This is a genomic window from Actinomadura sp. 7K534 (genome assembly GCF_004348575.1).
Lineage (GTDB): Bacteria > Actinomycetota > Actinomycetes > Streptosporangiales > Streptosporangiaceae > Spirillospora > Spirillospora livida.
In genome coordinates this window covers 1-20,664 of the sequence record NZ_SMKB01000042.1, presented here as the reverse complement: position 1 = coordinate 20,664, position 20,664 = coordinate 1, and the positions used below count along the sequence as shown (strand labels likewise).

Genomic DNA, 20,664 nt, shown 5'->3' with positions numbered 1-20,664 from the left:
AGGGCATGCGGAAGCCTGCATCTGTTCGTCCAGGCCGCGCGTGGGGTGGGTGGTCAGTCGTCGATGGCCTGGTAGGCGCAGGTCCAGAAGTCTTCGAACCAGGGCGCCGGGGCCGGGGACGTGAGGGCGCGCTGCGTCAGCAGGATCCCGATGAGCTCCTCGGCCGGGTCGGTGTAGACCGAGGTGCCGGTGCCGCCGACCCAGCCGAAGCGGCCGGGGACGGCGGCCAGGCCGTCGCGGCGGGTGATGACGCTGACGCCGAAGCCCCAGCCGCTGTTGCCGCCGAAGAACAGGTGGTTGTCGGCCTTCTGCTCCGCGGTGAGCTGGTCGGTGGTCATCAGTTCCACCGACGGCCGCGACAGGACGCGCTCCGAGCCGTGGCGGCCGCCGTTGAGCATCATGGTGCAGAAGGCCAGCAGGTCGTCGGCGGTGGAGAGCAGTCCCGGGCCGCCGGCGCCGGACGGGAACGCGGGCGGGCTCGTCCACGCGGCGCGGTCGTCGGCGGGGACGAGCGCCCCGGTCTCGGGGTCGGGCCGGTAGGCGGCGGCCAGCCGGTCCAGCTTCCCGGCGGGGACGTGGAAGCCGGTGTCGGTCATCCCGAGCGGCTCGAACAGCCGCTCGGCGAGCAGGTCGGCCAGCGGCCGCCCGGCGGCGCGGGCCATGAGGATCCCGAGGACGTCGGCGCTCGTGTCGTACATCCACCGCTCCCCCGGCTGGTGGACGAGCGGCAGCCCGCCGAGGCGCGCCAGCCATTCGCCGGGCTCGAGCGAGTGGCCGCCGGGCCCGGGTGCGACCCCCGCCTCGTCCATCGCCCGCTGGACGGGGGTCGTGCCGGGCGGCGCCATGATCGCGCCGGTGCCGAGCCGGAACGTCAGCAGGTCCCGCACGGTGATCGGGCGGTGCGCGGGGACGGTGTCGTCCAGCGGCGCGGCGGGGTGGGACAGGACCCGCGGCTCGGCCAGCTCGGGCAGCAGGTCGCCGACGGGGTCGTCCAGCCGCAGCCGGCACTCCTCCACCAGCGTCATCGCCGCCGCGGCGGTGAGCTGCTTGGTGACCGACGCGATCCGGAAGATCGTGTCGCGGCGCATCGGCGGGCCGCCGCCGACCTCGGCGGTGCCGAGGACCTCGGTGTGGACGTCGCCGCGCCGGGCCACCAGGGCGACCAGTCCCGGGACGCCGCCGCTGCCGACGTGCCCGCCGAGCACCTCGCGCATCCGGCCGAGCCGCTTGCCTGACAGGTTCATCGTCTCCTCCTCGTCCCCCTATTGACCGGGCGGAGGCGTGGAACTCATCGGTCCGCGCGCGGGCCGCCCCGCCGGTCGCGCGCCGACGTGCCGAGGCCGGCGATGAGCACCGCGCCGACCAGCAGGTGCATCGCGGTCAGGGCCGCCATGCTCGCGGTGTCGGCGGCGCCGCCGAGCGGACCGGCCAGCGACAGGGCCAGCACGGCCGCGGCGGTGGTCGTCCAGGCGCGGGCGGGGCGGCCGACCGTCCGCTCCAGCACCGCCAGCAGCGCCCAGGCCGCCAGCCCGGCGACCAAGGCGCCGGCGGCGACCGCGACGGCCCCGACCTGCTGGATCTCCCCGCCGGTCTCGGCGGACGGGGTGTGCCCGGCCACCGGGCCGGTCAGCGTCCACAGGGCGAGCGCGGCGACGGCACCGCCCGCGACGGTCACCGCCCTGCGGGCGGCGCCGCCGGCCAGGTCGGTGCGAGCCATGTCGGTCTGAGCCATGTCGGTCTCCCTCGTTCCGGGGTTCATCGGGCTCCGCCAGCGTCGCCGCCGCGGCGCCTCCCGTGCATCGGGCGCGCGGCCAGTGGGGGTCCGACCGCGGTGGGGACGGGCACCGACTTTGGTCGGTGTCGGCGCCGTGACGTGCGCGGCTAGCCTTTGCCCGATGGACGAGGAGACCCTTCCCGAGGCGGACGCCTACCCGTGGCGGCGGCGCCGCCGCGCCGGTGCGGCGCTGGTGTTCGCCATCGTCGGGGTCCTGGTCGCGGCGACGCTCTGGGCCCGGCACGGGACCGGCGCGGCCGACGGCCGGTTCGCGCTGGACGCCGCGGCCGGTGCCGCGGCGTGGCTGCTGTCGCCGCTGCTGCTGTGGCGCCCGGTCGCGGTCGCGGTGGCGCTCACCGCGCTGGCGGCGGTGTCACCGGCCGCGACCCCGGCGGCGACCCTCGCGGTGCTGCAGGTGGCGCAGCGGCGCCCGGCGGGCGTCGCCGCCGGGATCGGCGCGGCGGGGATCGCCGCGCACGCGGCGCAGGGGCTGTGGCGGCCGCCCGGCGGGATCTCCTTCGGCTGGTGGCTGCTGCTGATCACTGCCGGCTACGGCGGGCTGATCGGCTGGGGCGCGCTCGCCCGGGCCCGCCGCGCGCTGCTGGTGTCGCTGGAGGAACGCGCCCGCCGCGCCGAGGCCGAGCAGGGCCGCCGGGTCGCCGAGGCCCGCATGATGGAGCGGACGCGGATCGCCCGGGAGATGCACGACGTCCTGGCGCACCGGCTGTCGCTGCTGGCCACCTACGCGGGCGCGCTGGAGTACCGGCCGGACGCCCCGCCGGAGAAGCTGTCGCGGGCCGCCGGGGTCGTCCGCGCCGGGGTGCACCAGGCGCTGGAGGAGCTGCGGGAGGTGATCCTGCTGCTGCGCACCGACGACACCGGCGACGGAGACGAGGGGCGCCCGCAGCCCGTCCTGGCCGACGTCCCGCGGCTGGTGGCCGAGTCCCGCGACGCCGGCGCGGCGGTGGAGCTGCGCGACGACGTCGCCGACGCCGCCCTGCCCGCCTCGGTCGGCCGCACCGCCTACCGGGTGGTCCAGGAGGGGCTGACCAACGCCCGCAAGCACGCGGCGGGCCGCCGGGTCCGGGTCGCGCTGGCGGGACGGCCCGGCACCGGGCTGGTGATCGACATCCGCAACGCGCTGCCCGCCGCGCCCGCCGCCGGGCCCGCGGCGCCGGGCAGCGGGACGGGGCTGGTCGGGCTGACCGAGCGGGTCCGGCTGGCCGGCGGCCGGCTGGACCACGAGGCCGCCGCCGGGGAGTTCCGGCTGCGCGCGTGGCTACCATGGCCGGCGTGACCCGCCCCCTGCGCGTGCTGATCGTGGACGACGACGCCCTCGTCCGCGCCGGGCTGTCGATGATGCTGGACGGGACGGGCGGCATCACCGTCGCCGCGGAGGCCGCCGACGGCGACGAGGTGCCCGCGGCCGCCGACGCGCACGCCCCCGACGTGGTCCTCATGGACCTGCGGATGCCGCGGGTGGACGGCATCACCGCGACCCGCAGGCTCCGGTCCCGGCCGGACCCGCCCGAGGTGATCGTGCTGACGACGTTCGACACCGACGAGAACATCCTGCACGCCCTGCGCGCCGGCGCCAGCGGCTTCCTGCTCAAGGACACCCCGCCCGGCGAGATCGTCCAGGCGGTCCGGCGGGTCGCGGCCGGGGATCCGATCCTGTCCCCGCGGATCACCCGCCGCCTCATGGACCGCGCGGCCGTGGAGGCGGGCGCCGGGCTGCGGGCGCGCGCCGCGCTGGACGGCCTCAGCCCCCGCGAGAACGAGGTGGTCGCGGCGATCGCGCGGGGCCGTTCCAACGCCGACATCGCCGCGGAGCTGTTCATGAGCGTGGCCACGGTCAAGGCGCACGTCTCCAGCGTCCTGACCAAGCTGGACCTGGACAACCGCACCCAGATCGCCCTGCTGGCCCACGACGCCGGCCTCATCTAGCCGGCCGCGCGGAGGGTCTACGGGGCGGGGAACGGCAGCGGGCAGGCCGGTTCGGCGGAGCAGGCGACCAGGTCGTCGCATCCGGCGGCCAGCGCGGACCGCAGGGTGGCGGCGACGGCCGCCAGATCCTCGATGCGGGCCTCCACCTCGGCGAGCTTGGCGCGGGCGCTGCCGGCGAGGTCGGCGCGCGTCCCGTCCCGCCCGCCCGGACCGGAGCCCCGGCCGGGCCGCCGGTGCCGGGTCCCCGGTTCCAGCAGCGCGGCGACCTCGTCGAGGGTGAACCCGAGCCGCTGCGCGGTCTTGATCACGCGCAGCAGCGTGACGGTCTCCTGCGGGTACACGCGGTGCCCGCCCGGGGTCCGGACGGGGCGGTCCAGCAGCCCCCGCCGCTCGTAGTACCGCAGGGTCTGCGGGTTGACGCCGGCGGCCGCGGCGACCTGCCCGCTGCGCAGCCCCGCGGCCCCGCCGTCACTCATCGCCGCCCCCGCCGGGCCGGGCCGCCGCCGCGACCGCCTCGGCGGCCCGGCCGGTGAACGCGTCCAGGACGTCGGTGTGCCGGGCGGGGACGGCGACGTCCAGCGTCAGGTCGCCGCCGGTGGCGGTCAGGGTGAAGGTGAAGAAGGAGCAGCAGGCGGTCTCGCGGGCGGCCAGCCCGGCGGCGCGCTCGGCCGTCGCCGGCTCCGCCCGCAGCCGGACCCGCGTCCGGCCCGCGCCGATGCGTTCCACGCCGGTCGCCGCCTCGGCGAACAGCGCGTCGAACTCGGCCACCCGCAGCGGCCGCTGCGCCGTCGGCAGCGTGCACGCCTGCGGCGACCAGACCTCGTTGACGTCCATGCCTCGACGGTAACCCCGTACCCGGGTACCGGATGCAAGGCCGCGGCGCGACATTCCGCCGCGGCCTCGGCCCCGGGGACGGCGTCTCGCGCTCAGTCCGCGGAGGCGCCGAACCAGCGGGCCAGCGCGCCCTCCAGTCCGGCCTGGTCCTCGCCGGTCCACGCCACGTGCCCGTCGGGCCGCAGCAGCAGGGCGGGCACGTCCAGGCCCGCATCTCCGCCGGCGGTGTCGAGGGTGTCGACGACGTGGTCGACGCGGTCCGCCCAGCCCGCCGCCGAGAGCCGGCCGGTCCGGTCGAGCAGCAGCCCGCGGCCCCCGCGCGTCAGCTCGTACAGGCGGCCCCGCTTCAGCCGGACGTCCGGCATCCGCCGGCCGAGCAGCTCGTGGCCCTCGCCGAAGTCGTAGCGGATCGCCGTCGCGATGATCCGCTCGGTGAGGTACCGGTTGACCTCGTTGAAGTCCATCAGCCGCGACACCAGCCGCCGCACCGCCCGGGGCCCCGGCGCGTTCGACATCAGCTCCATCTGCGCGCGGGTGTTGTCCAGCACGGCGGCGGCGACGGGGTGCCGCTCGGTCTGGTAGGTGTCCAGCAGGCCCTCCGGTGCCCGGCCGCCGACCTCGGCGGCGAGTTTCCAGCCGAGGTTGAACGCGTCCTGGACGCCGAGGTTGAGGCCCTGGCCCCCGGCCGGCGGGTGGATGTGGGCCGCGTCGCCGGCCAGCAGCACCCGTCCCTCCCGGTACCGTTCGGCCTGCCGGGTGGCGTCGCCGAACCGCGACAGCCAGCGCGGGGAGTGCACGCCGAAGTCGGTGCCGGCGACCGCCCGCAGCCGCCGCCTGAAGTCCTCCAGGGTCGGCGGGGCCGCGCGGTCCTCGGCGACCCCCTCGGCGGGGACGGCGACGCGGTAGATCCCGTCCCCGATGGGTCCGAGGCCGAACCGCTTCTCGGTCTCGCGGACCTCATCGACGATCTTGATGATCCGCTCCGGGTCCTCGGCCGCCTCCATCTCGCCCAGCAGCGTCTCGGCGGTGGCGGGCTCGCCGGGGAACGGGATGCCGAGGAGCCGGCGGACCGTGCTGCGGCCGCCGTCGCAGCCGACGAGGTACCGGGCGCGCAGCCGGGTGCCGTCGGCGAGCTCGGCGGTCACCCCGTCCTCGTCCTGGTCGAGCCCGGTCAGCGCGCGGCCGCGCCGGATCTCGGCGCCGAGCTCGGCGGCGCGCGCCTCCAGCAGGCGGTCGGTGATGGACTGCGGGATGCCGAGGACGTAGGGGTGCGCGGTGTCGAGCCCTTCGGGCGTCGGCTTGCTGATGGCGGCGAAGAAGCCGCCGAGCGGGTACTCGGTGCCGCGCTCGAGGAACCGGTCCAGGATCCCGCGCTGGTCCATGATCTCGATGCTGCGCACGTGCAGGCCGAGCGAGCGGACGACCTTGCCCGGCTCGGCGTCGCGTTCCACCACCAGGACCCGGACGCCGTGCAGCCGCAGCTCCGCGGCCAGCATCATTCCGGTCGGCCCGCCCCCGGCGATGATCACGTCGAACATGAAGCCCCCATTTTCCCTGGCCGCATTCCGGCCCTAGGTCACGCGCATTCCGCAAGGCGCTGACCTGCGGACATGCTCATTTTCCGAATCCCCGATATTGCGGGGAATCCGGCCTCGGACGGAAATTGTGCAGCACGACCGGGGTCTTGCCGCAAGGCCCCCCGTGTGCTATATATTGAGAGTGGCAGGGAGAAGAGATCTCCCCGCCTTTTCTTTTGCGCCGCCCGGCGATCCGGGAGCGGCCGCAAGGGGGTCAGGTGACGAGTGCCCCGGCCCGTGCGGCGGCGGCCGCGGCCCCGGCGGCGCGGTCGGCGGCGGCCTCGTCGGCCGGCTCGCCGGTGACGAACAGCCGGTAGTACAGCGGCGCGACCGCGAGCCGGACGACCTCGGCGGCGTCGGTCCCGGCGGGCACCTCGCCGCGCCCGGCCGCCCGCTCGACCACCGCCGCGGACTGCTCGTGCCGCCGCGCGAAGAACGCGTTCAGGGCGCGGGCCGCGGCGGCGCTCTGCGCGGCGGCCAGCACGAACGCGCGCGCGACGGGTCCCTGCTCGGGGTCGGCGTAGCCGGTCAGGACGAGCCGGGCGATGGCCCTCAGGTCGCCCTCCAGCGTGCCGGTGTCGGGCACCGGCCACGGCTCCCCGGCGGCGAGGTCGAGGGCGTCGGCGACGAGCCCGTCGGCGTTGCGCCAGCGCCGGTAGACGGTGGTCCGGTGCACGCCGGACCGGGCGGCGACCGCCTCCACGGTGAGCCCCGCGTAGCCGCGCTCGGCCAGTTCGGCGAGGGTGGCGCGCCGGACGGCGTCGCGCACCCGCGCGGTCCGGCCGCCCGGACGGACCGTCCCCGGGCCGGTCACCGGCGGCCCCCGCGGCGCCGGGCGATCGGTCGGGGGTTCCGCATTCCGCCAGGGTAACGCCGCAGGTGTCGCGTTATCCGGGCGCCGGTGCGGATAGAGCAGTCAGGGACGAGGGGGACGTTCATGACGCAGGGTTCGTACGCCACCATCAGGGAGTTCGCCGTCTGCGACCGGGACGCGGGCCTGTACGGGATCACCGCCGGGCCGGATGGGGCGGCGTGGTTCACGCTGGCCGGCGACGGCCGCGTGGGCGCGCTGGCACCGGACGGCCGGGTCGCCCTGCACCATCCGGGACCGCTGCTGCGCGGCCCGTCGGCCATCACGGCCGGTCCCGACGGCGCGCTGTGGTTCACCGCCTTCCAGAGCGACGCGATCGGCCGGGTCACGCCCCGCGGCGACGCGGCACGGTTCCCGGCGCCGGGCGGCTGCGGCCCGTGCGGGATCGCGGCCGGGCCGGACGGCGCGCTGTGGTTCACCGAGCAGCGCACCGGCCGCATCGGCCGCGTCACCCCGGACGGGCAGGTCACCGAGCACCCGCTCCCCGCCCCGGCCGCGATGCCCTCGATGATCACCGCGGGCCCGGACGGGGCGATGTGGTTCACCCTGCACCGGGGCGACGCCGTCGGCAGGATCACCACCGGCGGGGGCGTCACCGTCCACTCCCTGCCGACCGAGGGGTCCGCGCCCGCCGGCATCACCGCCGGGCCCGACGGCGCCCTGTGGTTCACCGCGGCCGGCACGGGGCACATCGGCCGGATCACCACGGGCGGCAAGGTCACCGAGTTCCCGCTGCCCGATCCGGACGCCCGCCCGCACGCCATCGTCGCCGGCCCGGGCGGCGACCTGTGGTTCACCGAGCGCGGCACCGCCCACGTCGGCCGCATCACGCCCGAGGGCCGCATCGACGAGCACCCGCTCCCCAGCCCGGGATGCGGGCCGCTCGGCATCGCGCCCGGCCCCGGCGGGACGCTGTGGGTCACCCTGCGGACCGGAGCGATCGCCCGCGTCACCCCCGGCTGACCCTGCGCAGAGCCGTCAGCGAACCGCCGCGGGGCGCCCGCCGACCGGGAAAACCGGTTGGGCGGCACCCGCGGCGTCGGATACAACGGGCCGCATGCTCCGCAAGTACCCCCGGACCCGGCATATCGACGGCTCCCGGCTCCAGCCGGGAGACCACGACCTCGCCTCGGTGCCGTTCTCCGAGATCGCCGGGCGGTACCTGGTGGTGGAGGAGAAGCTCGACGGCGCCAACTCCGGCATCAGCTTCACCTCCGGCGGGGAGCTGCGGCTGCAGAGCCGCGGCCACTACCTGACCGGCGGCCCCCGCGAGCGCCAGTTCGCGCCGCTGAAGGCGTGGGCCGCCTCCGTCCAGCACGTGCTGCGGGAACGGCTGCAGGACCGGTACGTCATGTACGGGGAGTGGCTCTACGCCAAGCACACCGTCTTCTACGACGCGCTCCCCCACTACTTCTGCGAGTTCGACGTGCTGGACCGCTCCGACGGGACGTTCCTGTCCACCGCGCGGCGCCGGGAGCTGCTCGCCGGGACGCCGGTGGTGGCGGTGCCCGTCCTGCACGAGGGCCCGCTGCCGGACGCGGCGGCGCTGACCGCGCTGGCCGGGCCGTCCACCTGCCGCACCGCCGCGTGGCGGGACGCGCTGCGCGCCGCGGCGGAGGCGGCCGGCGCCGACCCCGCCCGCGTCGCCGGGGAGACCGACGACTCCGACGACATGGAGGGCCTCTACATCAAGGTGGAGGAGGGCGGCGAGACGGTCGGGCGCTGCAAGTGGGTCCGGCCGAGCTTCCTGACCGCGATCCTGGACTCGGGCACCCACTGGCAGGACCGGCCCGTGATCGCCAACGCCCTCGCCGACCCGGAGGTGCTGTATGCGGGTGTTCGATGACCTGTGCCCCGCGCCTCCGCGCTGGGACCTGCCCTGGGCGCGGATCCGCGAGACGTTCGGCTGGGTCCGCGACATGGCCGGCGTCCCGCAGGACGCGGTCTTCCACGGCGAGGGCGACGTCGAGGTCCACACGCGGATGGCGTGCGAGGCGCTGGCGTCGCTGCCGCAGTGGCGGGCCCGCCCGCGCGCCGAGCGGGTGCGGCTGTTCGCGGCCGTGCTGATGCACGACATCGCCAAGCCGCACTGCACGAGCGTCGACGACGACGGCCGCATCACCGCCCGCGGCCATTCGCGGCGCGGCGACCTGATGGCGCGGCGGATCCTGTGGGAGCTGGGCGCGCCGGTCGCCTGGCGCGAGCACGTCGCGGCGCTGATCCGCCACCACCAGGTGCCGTTCTGGGCGCTGGAGCGCCCCGACCTGCAGCAGATCGCGTTCCGGGTCAGCCTGCTGGCCCGCAACGACGACCTGGTGCTGCTGGCGTCCGCCGACATCCTCGGGCGGGTGTGCCCGGACACGGCCGAGCTGCTGGACAACGTCGCCCTGTACGGGGAGTACTGCGCCGAGCAGCGGTGCCTGGACGGTGCGCGCGCGTTCCCGTCCGACCACGCCCGGTTCTGGTTCTTCCGCAAGCCCGGCCGCGACGCCGATTACGCCGCCTACGACGACACGCGCCTCACCGCGACCGTCCTGTCGGGCCTGCCGGGGGCGGGCAAGGACCACTGGATCGCGGCGCACCGCCCGGACCGGCCGGTCGTCAGCCTCGACCGGCTCCGCGCCGAGATGGGCGTCTCCCCCGCCGGGGACCAGCGCGCCGTGGCCGCCGCCGCGTACGAGCTGGCCCGCGGGCACCTGCGCGCGGGGAGGTCGTTCGTGTGGAACGCCACCAACGTGTCGCGGGCGCAGCGCGAGCTGTGCACCGGGCTCGTCGCCCGCTACCGCGGCCGGGTGGAGATCGTCGCGCTGGAGGCGCCGCCGCCCGTGCTCCGCGACCGCAACCGGCGCCGCGAGGCCCCCGTCCCCGACGCGGTCGTCGACCGGCTCGTCCGCCGCTGGGAGACCCCCGATCCGACCGAGGCGCACCGCGTCGACTGGCTGACCAGCGGCTGACCCGCGGCCCGGGGCCGCGCGGGCGGGGCGGTCACCGCGGGTCGGCGCGCCGCCACGTTTAGCCCGCGAGCAGGGGGAACGGGCTCTAGGCCAGGCTTCGACGACGACGCGAGGAGGCCGGAGCTATGAGCATCGCGCGACCGGCACAGGACGGCAGGACCGGCGCCGCACCCGGCGCCGCACCCGGCGCCGCGGTGGACGCCGCTACCGCGGACGAGGCCGCGGGCGTGCACCGCCAGGACTACGGGCGCGCCCCCGAGTTCCGCGGCACCGACCACGACGCGGGCACCGGAGAGCTGATCAGGCAGGCGACACGGCAGGTGTCGGACCTGCTGCGTGCCGAGGTCCGCCTGGCGGTGGCCGAGCTGAAGGACAAGGGCCGCCACGCCGGGACCGGCGCGGGCATGTTCGGCGGCGCCGCCCTGGTGGCGCTGTACGGGGGCGGCGCGCTGATCGCCGCGGCGATCGCCGCGATCGCGGTGGCGCTGCCGGTGTGGGCGTCCGCGCTCATCGTCGGCGCGGTGCTGATGCTCGTCGCGGGCATCCTGGCGATGCTCGGCCGGTCGCAGACCAGGCGCGCCGGCCCCGCCAAGCCCGAGCAGGCCATGGACGAGGCGAAGCAGGCGGTGGCCGAGTTGAAGGAGAGGGCGACGCACCGATGACCACGCAGGGCAAGCACGGCGCCGAGGCCGGGACCGAGGAGCTGCGTCAGGAGGTCGACCGGGCGCGCCACGATCTCGGCGATACGGTGGAGCAGCTGGCCGCCAAGGCCGACGTCAAGGCCATGGCCAGGCAGAAGGCCACCGAGGCCAAGGCCAGGATGCGCGAGACCGCCGCGACGGCGCGGGCCCGGCGCCGGGAGGCCACCGCGCGGGCGAAGGACGCGGGCGGCACCGAGTCGGCCAAGCGGGGCGGCGTCGTGATCGCCTCGGCGGGCGCGGTCGCGCTGGCCGCGGTGCTGGTGCACCGGCGGCGCGCCGCCAGGTCGCGGCTCAGCTACAAGGTGAGACACGGCGCCAAGTCGAAGCTGCGGACCGGCTCGAAGCTGGGCGGGTCCAAGCCGGTTCTGAAGAGGCTCGGCTCCGGCAGGTCTGGCAGGTCCGGCATGTTCGGGTCGGGCATGTTCGGGTCGGCGTCGATGCCGGGCCGCCGCGGGCGCAAGGCCCCGGTGCGGGTCGTCTTCCGCTCCGCCCAGAGGCAGCCCGTCAAGGTGAAGCGCAGCCGCATGCCCATGTGAGAGCGGCCCTGGAGAACACCGCCCCCGTGACGCCAGTGTGAGAGAAGGCCCGGTCATGCCCGACCCCGGCGGCCCCACCGCCCTTTCGGCCACCTCGTGGAAGGACGCGCTGAAACGGGCGGTGACCGAGTTCAAGAACGACGAGCTGGCGGCCTGGGCCGCCGCCCTCACCTACTACGCCATCCTGTCGATCTTCCCGGCACTGCTGGTGGTGGTGTCGCTGGTGGGCCTGACGGGCCGGTCGGCCACCGACGACCTGATCAAGAGCGTCGAGGACCTGGCGCCGGGCGAGGTCGGCGACCTGCTGATCAGCGCCATCGAGGGGCTGCAGGGCACCGGGGGCGCCGGGGTGGTCGCGGTGCTGAGCCTGGCGGGCGCGGTCTGGTCGGCGTCCGGGTACGTCGGCGGGTTCATGAAGGCGTCCAACATCGTCTACGACATCCCCGAGGGCCGCCCGTTCTGGAAGACGATCCCGCTGCGGATCGCGGTGACGCTGGTGTCGCTGATCGGGCTGGCGGCGTCGGCGGTCGCGGTGGTGGTGTCGGGGTCGCTGGCCCGCGAGGTCGGCGACGCGCTCGGGCTGGGGTCCCAGGCCGTCACCGTTTGGAACATCGCCAAGTGGCCGGTGATGCTGCTGATCGTCAGCCTGCTGTTCTCGCTGCTGTACTGGGTCGCGCCGAACGCCAAGCGCCGCTTCCGGTGGGTGACGCCGGGCGGGATCCTGGCGGTGGTGCTGTGGCTGGCGGCCTCGGGCCTGTTCGCGCTGTACGTGGCCAACTTCGGCTCCTACAACAAGACCTACGGCAGCATCGCCGGAGTGATCATCTTCCTGGTGTGGCTGTGGATCACGAACCTGGCGATCCTGCTGGGCGCCGAGCTGAACGCGGAGCTGGAGCGGGGCCGCGCCATCGCCGGCGGGCAGTCCCCCGAGGAGAAGCCGTACGTGGAGTTCCGCGACACCCGCGCGTTCGGCGACGCGCAGCGCCGCGAGATGGGCCTCGACGACCCCTCCGGCGCGAACGGCGGAGCGGACGGCGGGAGGGACGGCGGGGCGCACCGGTCCGGGGCGGAGCCGGCGCCGGGCCCGCGCGAGCAGCGCCCCGGCGCGGGACGCTCGTAAGCGCGCGCTGACTTCGCCCGCCGGGGCCGATCCCGGGGAATCACGGGTCGCACAAGGCCGAACACGGTGAATAGGATCCTTCGCATGCTCCGTCCGGCCTACCCGATCGAGACCGAGCGGCTGGCGCTCCGGCCGTTCTGCGCGGACGACCTCGAGGGCCTGTACGCCTACCAGTCCCTGCCCGAGGTGGCGCGCTTCCTGTACTGGGAACCCCGGAACATGGAGGAGTCGCGTGCGTTCCTGAAGCAGAAGATGATGGCGTCCACCGTGGAGAAGGAGGGCGACTGGCTCGTCCTGGCCGTGGTGCGGCGGCAGACGGGCGACCTGATCGGCGAGGTGAACCTGCAGTGGCGCAGCCGGGAGCACCGGCAGGGCGAGATCGGGTACATCTTCAATCCCGCCTACCACGGCAAGGGCTTCGCGACCGAGGCCGCCGAGGTGGTGCTGCGGCTGGGCTTCGAGGGCCTGGGCCTGCACCGCGTGGTGGGGCGGCTGGACGGCCGCAACACCGCGTCCGCGCGGGTGCTGGAGCGGCTCGGGTTCCGCCGCGAGGCGCACCTGGTGCAGAACGAGCTGGTCAAGGGCGAGTGGACCGACGAGATCATCTACGCGATGCTGCGCCACGAGTGGGCGGCCCGCTCGGCGTCCTGACCGGTCAGCGGCCGGCCTGCTCGTGCAGGGTGCGGGCGAGGTCGCGGACGTGGTCGCGCAGTTCGCCGGGGCGGCGGATGGCGAACGGGAAGCCGAGCCCGGCGAGCATCTGCGCCATGCCGTCCAGTCGTTCGGCGCGCGTCTCCATCAGCACTCCGCCGTCCTGCTCGGTGAGCGTCGCGGCGGTGGCGGGGATGCGGCGCCGCGCCTCGGCGAGGGTGGTCTCCAGCAGCACCTCGACCTCGTGGGCCCACGGGACGCTCGCCAGCGACCGGGCGACCTGCCGCACGGGGTCGACGCCCGCGGGGATCTCGTAGCGGGCGGTGCCCGGCTCGGCGGAGGCGACGCGGTCGACCCGGAAGGTGCGGGTCTCGCCGCTGCGGTGGTCGTGGCCGGTGACGTACCAGCGGCCGGAGTGGAACACCAGCCCGTAGGGGTCCAGGTCGCGTTCGGTGGGCTCGCCCTGCCGGGAGCGGTACCGAAGGCGGACGCGGCGCCGCTCGCGGGTCGCGGCGGCCAGCGTGAGGACGGTCCCGATGCCCGGCACTCCCCCGGCCGCTGACGCGGCGGTGTCCGCCGTGTCCGGGGCGGGGTCGCGGGCGGGGAGGGTGAAGCCGAGCGTCTCGCGCAGGGCCTGGACCCGGTCGCGCAGCGCGGCGGGCAGGACGCGCTGCACCTTGGCGAGGGCGCTCTCGGTGGCCTGGCCGGGCAGCCCGACGCGTCGTCCGGCGAGCAGGCCGAGGACCACGGCGGCGGCCTCGTCGTCGGTCAGCATGAGCGGCGGCAGCTTGTAGCCGGGCATGAGGCGGTACCCGCCGTGGCGGCCGCGTTCGGCGACGACGGGGACGCCGAGGTCTCCCAGCCGCGCGGCGTAGCGGCGGACGGTCCGCTCGTCCACGCCGAGCCGCCGGGCCAGCTCCGCTCCGCCGATCCGGTGGTTGGCCTGCAGCAGTTCCAGCATCGCGAGGACCCGGGTCGTCGGATGCGAGGGCGAGGGATACGACACGAGATGACCCACCAAATCCGGGCGGTTCCTGTCCGGTATCGACCGTAGCGTGAAGCCGTACCCATCGAGGAAGGGACGGCTGACATGGCGACGGGCAATACGGCGGCAGGTAGTACGGCAACAGGTGACAGGGCGGCGTTCGTGCTGGTCCCGGGTTTCTGGCTCGGCGCGTGGGCGTGGGACGAAGTGGCTGCAGAGCTGCGCGCGGCGGGGCACGACGTCCGCGCGGTGACACCTACGGGGCAGGGCGAGCGGGCGGCCGAGGCCGCTCCGGGCGTCTGCGTCGACACCCACATCGCCGACATCGTGCAGGTGGTGGAGGGCGGCGGGCTGGAGCGGGTCGTGCTCGTCGCGCACAGCGGCGCGAACATGGCCGCGACGGGCGCGGCCGACCGGATCCCCGAGCGGATCGCGCGGATCGTCTACGTCGACACCGGGCCGATGCCGTCGGGCATGGCCGGCATCGACTTCCACGAGCCCGAGGCCCGCGCCGAGCTGGAGAGGCAGGTCGCCGAGGAGGGCGAGGGGTGGAAGATCCCGGTGCCGCCCTTCACTCCGGACGCCGGATCGGACGCCGATCAAGGCGAGCTGGCCGGCCTGACCGAGGAGCAGCTCGCCGTCCTGCGAGAGCGCGGTACCCCGCAGCCGTTCGGTACTGCGACGCAGCCGCTCAAGCGCCCCGACCCGCTGCCGGCGACGCCGCGGACGCTGATCGCGACCACGATCCCCCTCGCCGCGGTCAGGGCGATGGCCGAGCAGGGCCATCCGGTGTTCGCGGGGATGGCCGGGCCGGGCTGGACCTACCGGGAGCTGCCCACGGGGCACTGGCCGATGCTGTCGCGGCCGCGCGACCTGGCGGCGCTGCTCGTCGAGGCCGCCGCGCCCGGCTCCGCCGCGCGGTGACGCGCACCCGCCGGGCGTGCCGTCCCAGGGGGCGTGCGGCGCCGTTGCGAGCGTCCGACCCCTTCCGGACCTGCGCGGATGACTCACATGTTCACAGGGTGCGATGTATTTCTTGTTAATCGTGCCTGTAGATCGTTCCGGCGGAAGCGAGGACACTCTGCGGGAGTCGCGCGGCCACGGGGGTCGGGCCAGTTTCGCGAGGTGAGCAGATGACACCCTCCGTCCGCCGTCGGCCGCTCCGCTCTCCGCTGCGCCGCTCGCTGGCGGCGGGCGCGTCCGCCGCGATCCTGGCCGCCGGGGTCAGCGGGGTGGGCGTGAGCGCCGCGCACGCGGCGGCACCGCCGGCGGCGGGGGCACTGGCCGGGGCACTGGCGGCGGCTCCGGTCGCGGCGGACACCGGGGCGCGGATCACCGCCGAGCAGAAGGTCGGCACCAGGGCCGTCGACATCACGATCAACTCGCCCTCGCTCGGCCGGTCGGTGAAGACCCGCATCCTGCTGCCGAAGAACTGGAAGCGCGGCTCGCAGGCGACGTGGCCCGTCCTGTACGCCTTCCACGGCGGCCAGGACGACTACACGTCCTGGACGCGGAGCACCGACATCGAGGCGTGGGCGGCCAAGTACAACGTCATCGTCGTCATGCCCGAGGGCTCCGACGGCTCGTACGCCAACTGGTACAACTACGGCCGGGGCGGGACGCCCAAGTGGGAGACGTTCCACACCGCCGAGGTCCGCCAGCTGATGGAGCGCAACTACGGCGCGGGCGCGCTGCGCGCGGCCATCGGCAACTCCTCGGGCGGCGCGGGCGCGATGAGCTACGCGGCGCGGCATCCGGGGCTGTTCAAGTACGCGGCGTCGCTGAGCGGCGTGCTGTCGATGCGGTCGATCGGGATGCCGGCGCTGCTGATGTTCACCAACGCCGGCAACGGGCAGGACCCGTTCGCGATCTGGGGCATTCCGTGGGCCGACGACGCGAACTGGGCGGCGCACGACCCGCACGCGCTGGCGCCGAGGCTGCGCGGCACGGGCCTGTTCTTCTCCGCCGGCACGACGGGCCGGCCGGGTCCCGGCGACCCGAACGTCGCGCCGTGGGACATCGGGCTGCTGAGCGAGATCGCGGTCGGCGCCAACAACAAGGAGTTCAAGAAGCGGCTGGACGAGCTGAAGATCCCCTACACCGCGCACATCTACGGCGACGGCCGGCACAACTGGCCGGCGTGGATCCGCGAGGCGCAGTCCGTGTGGCCGGCGCTGATGAAGTCGATCGGCGCGCAGAAGGTTTGACCGTCTCCTCCCGGTGAATGACCCGGTCCGGTTCCGGGACGGCTGCGGCTGCCGTCCCGGAACCGGGCCGCCGGTGTCTCCCGGCCGCGCGGGCGGGGGTCAGCGGCGGTAGCCCAGCCCGTGCCCGAAGGGGTAGAGGGCGGTGCCGGGCTCGTCGCGGACGGGGATCGTGACGGGCAGCCGCCCGCGCGGGTTCAGCTCGCCGAACAGCGCCGCGGCCGCCGACCGCAGCGCCTCGGTCGTGTAGGAGTAGGTGGCCAGGTACGTGCCGGCCTCGGGGAACCAGGCGATGTCGTAGGGGTCGCGGACGGCGACGACCACGACGGGCGTGCCGGTGGCCACCAGCGCCTTGACGAGGTTCATCTGGCCGGGGCCGTTGTGGCCGGGCTCCTCCTTGACGTCCCAGGCGCGGTTGGTGACGGCGACGACGAGGTCCTGGCCGCGGGCGGCGGCGACGGCCTCGTCGATCTGCGCCGGGGTGGGGGCGGCGCCGGTCTGCCTGATGGTGGTGGTGGCGCCGCGGCGGGCGATCTCGGTGCCGAGCGCGGCGGTGGTGGACACGCCCCATCCGGTGACGAGGACGTCGCGGGCGCCGGGCCGCAGCGGCAGGACACCGGCGTCGTTCTTGACCAGCGTGGTGGTGCGGTCGGCGGCGCGCTGGGCGGCGGCCAGGTGCGCGGGCGACCCGACGATCTCGCCGACCTCGGCGGGGTCGGCGTAGGGGTCGCGGAACAGGCCGCGCTCGTGCTTGAGCGCCAGGATCCGGTACACCGCCTCGTCGATGCGCCGCTCGGTCAGCTCGCCGGACCGGACGGCGTCGACGACGGCGGCGAGCTGGCGGGGGAACACGCCGTTGCCGTCCTCGCCGACCGGCGGCTTGAGCAGCACGTCGACGCCCGCTTGGAGCGCGAGGACGGGGATGCGCTCGTCGCCGTACTTGGCGCGGACGCCGTCCATGTCGAGCGCGTCGGTGACGACGACGCCTCGGTAGCCGAGCCGGTCGCGCAGGATCCCGCTGAGGATGGGCCGCGACAGGGTGGCGGGGTCGCGGGAGGGGTCCAGGGACGGCACGACGATGTGCGCGGTCATGATCGAGTCGACGCCGGCGGCGATGGCGGCGCGGAACGGCGGCAGGTCGAGCCGCTCCCACTCCTCGCGGGTGTGGTCGATCTCCGGGACGCCGACGTGGCTGTCGGTGGTGGTGTCGCCGTGGCCGGGGAAGTGCTTGGCGGTGGCGGTGACCCCGGCGGAGCGGTAGCCGCGGATCTGCGCGGTGACCATGGACGCCACCAGGCCGGGGTCGGAGCCGAAGGACCGGACGCCGATGACGGGGTTGGCGGGGTTGACGTTCACGTCGGCGTCGGGCGCGTAGTTCTGGTTGACGCCGACGGCGCGCAGTTCCCGGCCGGTGATGCGGGCCAGGGCGCGGGCGTCGGCGGTGCGGCGCCCGGTGGCCAGGGCCATCGCGCCGGGCGACTGGGTCGCCGGCGGCTGGAGGCGGGCGACGATGCCGCCCTCCTGGTCGGTGGCGATCGTGGCGGGGATCCGGTGGGGCTGGGCCGCCGCGGCGCGCTGGATGCCGTTGGAGAACGCGGCGACCTGCTGGGGGTCGCGGACGTTCTCGCCGTAGTAGATGAACCCGCCGGGCCGGTAGCGGGCCATGACCTGCTCGGCGTTGTCGGCCCCGTACAGCCTGCGGTTGGCGGCGACGGCGGCGGGGTCGGACGTGTCGGCGCTGAGGCCGTGGATCTGCAGGACGAACAGCTGGGCGGCCTTCTCCTCCAGCGTCATCGACCGCAGGATCCGCATGATCGCGGGGTTCTTCCCGTGGCCGGCGCCCTGCCCGGCGCCGGGGCCGCCGGGCGGCGCGGCCTGCGCGGCGGGCGTGGTCACGGCGGTCAGCCCGGTGACGGCGAGAGCGCCCGCGGTGAGGCCGGCGAGCCACCGGCGGCGGCGCGTGCGGGGACGGTACATGTCGGCTCCCTCCGGCCCCCGAGCCTGCGGATGATCAAGGTTCCTCCCGGCACGCTAACCCCCGGCGGCGGCGCCGTCCACGGCAAGGATCGACGACACGGCGGCCGCGTCTCCCGCGCCCGTGGCCGAAACAGGGCAATTGATCATAGTTGCCGCCGGGGCTGATTATCGTTGTGCACGATCCGCTCGCGCGTGTGCCTCCCAGCCGGAGCGTGGACCTTGGAGCCTCCCGTCGGCCCGGTCGACGACACCGCGCGGCCGTCCGCCACCGCCCCGGGCGATGAGACCCCCGCCGAGACGCGTCCCGCCGATACGGAGTCCGCCGCCATGCCGGGCGGCGGCCGGTACCGGCTGCTGCGCGAGATCGGGCGCGGCGGGATGGGGCGGGTGTGGGAGGCCGACGACCGCGCGCTGCGGCGGCGGGTCGCGGTGAAGGAGGTGCTGCTGCCGGAGGGGCTGGCGTCCGAGGAGCGGCGGCGGCTGGTGGAGCGCGCGACGCGGGAGGCGCGGACGGCCGCCCGGCTGGAGCACGAGTCGATCGTGGTGGTGCACGACGTGTTCGTCCACGACGACCGGCCGTGGATCGTGATGGAGCTGGTCGACGGCGTGACGCTGCGCGAGGCGGCGCCGGTGCCGCCCGCGGAGGCCGCGCGGGTGGGCGCCGCGGTGCTGGCCGCGCTGCGCGCCGCGCACGCCGCGGGCGTGCTGCACCGGGACGTGTCGATGGGCAACGTGCTGCTGGCCGAGGACGGGCGGGTGGTCCTGACCGACTTCGGCATCGCCGTGATGGACGGGGACACGGCGCTGACCCGGACCGGGACGGTGGTCGGCAACCCCGGGCACATCGCCCCGGAGCGGCTGGGCGGCGGGCCCGTCGACGGCCGCAGCGACCTGTTCTCCCTCGGGGTGACCCTGTACGCGGCGGTGGAGGGCCGCGGCCCGTTCGCCCGGTCCGGCGACGCGGCGACGCTGGCGGCCACGCTGACCGAGCCGCCGCCGCGCCCCCGGCGGGCGGGCCCGCTGCGGCCGGTGCTGGCGGCGCTGCTGCGCAAGGACCCCGCCGAGCGCCCCGATCCGGCCGCGCTGGACCGGACGCTGCGGCGGATCGCGGCGGGCCGGCCGCGCCGCCCGCGGCTGAAGCTGCGGGGGCGGCTGCTGCCGGAGACGGCGTGGCTCGCGGCCATGGCCGTCGCCGCCGGGGTGTTCCTGCTGCCCGACGCGGTCACCGGCCCCCGGGGACCGGGCGCCTACGGCGCGGACGTCCGGCCGTGCCCGATGGCGCTGGCGGAGTTCGGGTTCGGTGCCGCCGACACGGCCGCGTCCGGTGTGCACAGCTGCTCCGGCGACCGGTACGGCCTGCGCTGGTACGAGGGGTACCGCGGCGAGCACGGCGCGCCCGGCGCGCTGCGGTTCTCCTCGGTCCGCGCCGCGCACCGCTGGCTGCGGTTCCTGAACGGGTTCGACGTGGAGCACGAGCAGCGGTACCCGTTCACCTACCAGGAGGAGTCGGCGACGCTGTCGGGGTTCGCGTCCCGGCTGGCCGCGCGGCGTCCCCGCCCGCTGGAGGGCGTGGGCGACGACGCGTTCGTCCGCGAGGTCCGCACCGAGACTTCCGCGGCGGACTCGGGCGGCGGGCTCCACCTCCTTGAGGTGACCTTCCGCGACTCCAACGTGGTGCTGAGCGTCCGCACCGAGGTGTCCGAGAGCGACGACCCCGCCGCGGTCCGCGCCGGGCTGACCGCTACCGCCGAGCAGGTCGTCGCCGTCCTGCGCGCCACCGGGAGGTGACGGGATGAACGACCGGAACGAAGGCGGCGGGCATGGGGGTGACGGGGTGACCGTGCTGCGGGAGCGGTACCGGCTGGAGGGCCTGCTGGGCCGCGGCGGGATGGGCGCGGTGTGGCGCGCGACCGACACCGCCTTGGAGCGGGAGGTGGCGGTGAAGGAGCTGCTGCTGCCCGCCGGGACGTCCGCGGGGCAGCGCGCGATGCTGGTGGAGCGTTCGCTGCGGGAGGGGCGCGCCGCCGCCCGGGTCCGCCACCCGAACGCGATCCGCGTCCACGACGTGTTCGCCGAGGACGGCCGGCCCTGGATCGTGATGGAGCTGCTGCGGGGGCACGGGCTGGACACCGAGATCCGCCGGCGGGGCGCGCTGCCGCCCGAGCGGGTCGCCGAGGTCGGCCGCGGGGTCCTGGAGGCGCTGTGCGCGGCGCACTCGCACGGCGTCGTGCACCGCGACGTCAAGCCGGGCAACGTGTTCTGCTGCGACGACGGGCGGATCGTCCTCACCGACTTCGGCATCGCCGCGATGGACGACGAGGAGAAGATCACCCGGACGGGGTATCCGATCGGCACGCCCGGCTACATCGCGCCCGAGCGGCTGCGCGGGGAGCCGGCCGAGCCGCCGTCGGACCTGTTCGCGCTGGGGGTGCTGCTGTACGCGGCGCTGGCGGGGAAGGCGCCGTTCTCCCGCAAGGAGCCGATGGCGGCGCTGGGCGCGGTGCTCACCGACACCCCGCCGCCGCCCCCGGGC

21 protein-coding genes are annotated in these 20,664 nt (G+C 75.7%); 13 read left to right on the top strand and 8 right to left on the bottom strand.

Annotated elements, in window-relative coordinates:
- Positions 1–53 precede the first annotated feature (53 nt).
- Both E1266_RS11715 and E1266_RS11710 read right to left on the bottom strand, forming a co-directional pair.
- Complete coding sequence (locus E1266_RS11715; protein ID WP_132046357.1) at positions 54–1,244, bottom strand: serine hydrolase domain-containing protein; 1,191 nt, start codon at positions 1,242–1,244, stop codon at positions 54–56.
- 44 nt (positions 1,245–1,288) lie between these two features.
- Positions 1,289–1,732, bottom strand: coding sequence for a DUF6069 family protein (locus tag E1266_RS11710; protein WP_132046356.1), 444 nt, complete (start codon positions 1,730–1,732; stop codon positions 1,289–1,291).
- A gap of 163 nt (positions 1,733–1,895) precedes the next feature.
- Between E1266_RS11710 and E1266_RS11705 the strand changes: the two genes are divergently transcribed.
- Together E1266_RS11705 and E1266_RS11700 are read left to right on the top strand one after the other, a co-directional pair.
- On the top strand, positions 1,896–3,071 hold the full coding sequence (locus E1266_RS11705) for a histidine kinase (protein ID WP_132046355.1): 1,176 nt from the start codon (positions 1,896–1,898) through the stop codon (positions 3,069–3,071).
- On the top strand, positions 3,059–3,721 hold the full coding sequence (locus E1266_RS11700) for a response regulator transcription factor (RefSeq protein WP_132046381.1): 663 nt from the start codon (positions 3,059–3,061) through the stop codon (positions 3,719–3,721). Before E1266_RS11705 ends, E1266_RS11700 begins: the two co-directional genes overlap by 13 nt.
- 17 nt (positions 3,722–3,738) lie before the next feature.
- Here the strand turns inward: E1266_RS11700 and E1266_RS11695 are convergent, their stop codons facing one another.
- The 4 genes from E1266_RS11695 to E1266_RS11680 all read right to left on the bottom strand — a co-directional run bounded on the left by E1266_RS11695 (position 3,739) and on the right by E1266_RS11680 (position 6,946).
- Positions 3,739–4,197 (bottom strand): MerR family transcriptional regulator, encoded by a 459-nt coding sequence (locus tag E1266_RS11695; RefSeq protein ID WP_132046354.1) that lies wholly within the window; start codon positions 4,195–4,197, stop codon positions 3,739–3,741.
- The gene (locus E1266_RS11690) at positions 4,190–4,555 is read right to left on the bottom strand and encodes a hypothetical protein (RefSeq protein ID WP_132046353.1); all 366 of its coding nucleotides are present in this window, start codon (positions 4,553–4,555) and stop codon (positions 4,190–4,192) included. The genes E1266_RS11695 and E1266_RS11690 overlap by 8 nt, the downstream gene beginning before the upstream one ends.
- A 92-nt stretch (positions 4,556–4,647) precedes the next feature.
- Positions 4,648–6,093 (bottom strand): rifampin monooxygenase, encoded by a 1,446-nt coding sequence (rox, locus tag E1266_RS11685; RefSeq protein WP_132046352.1) that lies wholly within the window; start codon positions 6,091–6,093, stop codon positions 4,648–4,650.
- Positions 6,094–6,346: 253 nt separating this feature from the next.
- Positions 6,347–6,946 carry a TetR/AcrR family transcriptional regulator gene (locus tag E1266_RS11680; protein WP_243718374.1) on the bottom strand — a complete coding sequence of 200 codons (600 nt, stop codon included), beginning with the start codon at positions 6,944–6,946 and terminating at the stop codon, positions 6,347–6,349.
- Positions 6,947–7,069: 123 nt separating this feature from the next.
- Here E1266_RS11680 and E1266_RS11675 point away from each other — a divergent pair, with 123 nt between their 5' ends.
- The 7 genes from E1266_RS11675 to E1266_RS11645 all read left to right on the top strand — a co-directional run bounded on the left by E1266_RS11675 (position 7,070) and on the right by E1266_RS11645 (position 12,965).
- Positions 7,070–7,966, top strand: coding sequence for a virginiamycin B lyase (locus tag E1266_RS11675; protein ID WP_132046351.1), 897 nt, complete (start codon positions 7,070–7,072; stop codon positions 7,964–7,966).
- 94 nt (positions 7,967–8,060) lie between these two features.
- Positions 8,061–8,849 carry an RNA ligase family protein gene (locus tag E1266_RS11670; RefSeq protein WP_132046350.1) on the top strand — a complete coding sequence of 263 codons (789 nt, stop codon included), beginning with the start codon at positions 8,061–8,063 and terminating at the stop codon, positions 8,847–8,849.
- Positions 8,833–9,957: an AAA family ATPase gene (locus tag E1266_RS11665; RefSeq protein ID WP_132046349.1), complete on the top strand. Its 1,125-nt coding sequence runs from the start codon at positions 8,833–8,835 to the stop codon at positions 9,955–9,957. Before E1266_RS11670 ends, E1266_RS11665 begins: the two co-directional genes overlap by 17 nt.
- A 125-nt stretch (positions 9,958–10,082) precedes the next feature.
- Positions 10,083–10,619, top strand: a complete 537-nt coding sequence (locus tag E1266_RS11660; protein ID WP_132046348.1) for a phage holin family protein — start codon at positions 10,083–10,085, stop codon at positions 10,617–10,619.
- Positions 10,616–11,194 carry a DUF3618 domain-containing protein gene (locus E1266_RS11655; RefSeq protein ID WP_132046347.1) on the top strand — a complete coding sequence of 193 codons (579 nt, stop codon included), beginning with the start codon at positions 10,616–10,618 and terminating at the stop codon, positions 11,192–11,194. The genes E1266_RS11660 and E1266_RS11655 overlap by 4 nt, the downstream gene beginning before the upstream one ends.
- A gap of 55 nt (positions 11,195–11,249) precedes the next feature.
- On the top strand, positions 11,250–12,314 hold the full coding sequence (locus tag E1266_RS11650; RefSeq protein ID WP_132046346.1) for a YihY/virulence factor BrkB family protein: 1,065 nt from the start codon (positions 11,250–11,252) through the stop codon (positions 12,312–12,314).
- 84 nt (positions 12,315–12,398) lie between these two features.
- Positions 12,399–12,965, top strand: a complete 567-nt coding sequence (locus E1266_RS11645) for a GNAT family protein (RefSeq protein WP_132046345.1) — start codon at positions 12,399–12,401, stop codon at positions 12,963–12,965.
- A gap of 4 nt (positions 12,966–12,969) precedes the next feature.
- Here E1266_RS11645 and E1266_RS39845 read toward each other — a convergent pair whose 3' ends face one another.
- Complete coding sequence (locus tag E1266_RS39845; protein ID WP_279436316.1) at positions 12,970–13,971, bottom strand: YafY family protein; 1,002 nt, start codon at positions 13,969–13,971, stop codon at positions 12,970–12,972.
- An 84-nt stretch (positions 13,972–14,055) separates the two neighbouring features.
- Here E1266_RS39845 and E1266_RS11635 point away from each other — a divergent pair, with 84 nt between their 5' ends.
- Entirely contained in the window at positions 14,056–14,874 is an 819-nt protein-coding gene (locus tag E1266_RS11635) for an alpha/beta hydrolase (protein WP_132046344.1), read from the top strand.
- A 209-nt stretch (positions 14,875–15,083) separates the two neighbouring features.
- A complete protein-coding gene (locus E1266_RS11630; RefSeq protein ID WP_132046343.1) occupies positions 15,084–16,157 on the top strand; it encodes an alpha/beta hydrolase-fold protein in 1,074 nt (357 codons plus the stop codon).
- A gap of 99 nt (positions 16,158–16,256) precedes the next feature.
- Here E1266_RS11630 and E1266_RS11625 read toward each other — a convergent pair whose 3' ends face one another.
- Positions 16,257–18,131, bottom strand: coding sequence for a glycoside hydrolase family 3 protein (locus E1266_RS11625; RefSeq protein ID WP_132046342.1), 1,875 nt, complete (start codon positions 18,129–18,131; stop codon positions 16,257–16,259).
- 219 nt (positions 18,132–18,350) lie between these two features.
- Between E1266_RS11625 and E1266_RS38775 the strand changes: the two genes are divergently transcribed.
- Together E1266_RS38775 and E1266_RS11615 are read left to right on the top strand one after the other, a co-directional pair.
- A complete protein-coding gene (locus E1266_RS38775; protein WP_207945577.1) occupies positions 18,351–19,919 on the top strand; it encodes a serine/threonine-protein kinase in 1,569 nt (522 codons plus the stop codon).
- Positions 19,920–19,923: 4 nt separating this feature from the next.
- Positions 19,924–20,664, top strand: a 741-nt coding sequence (locus E1266_RS11615; protein ID WP_132046341.1) for a serine/threonine-protein kinase, incomplete at its 3' end; no start/stop codon positions are given.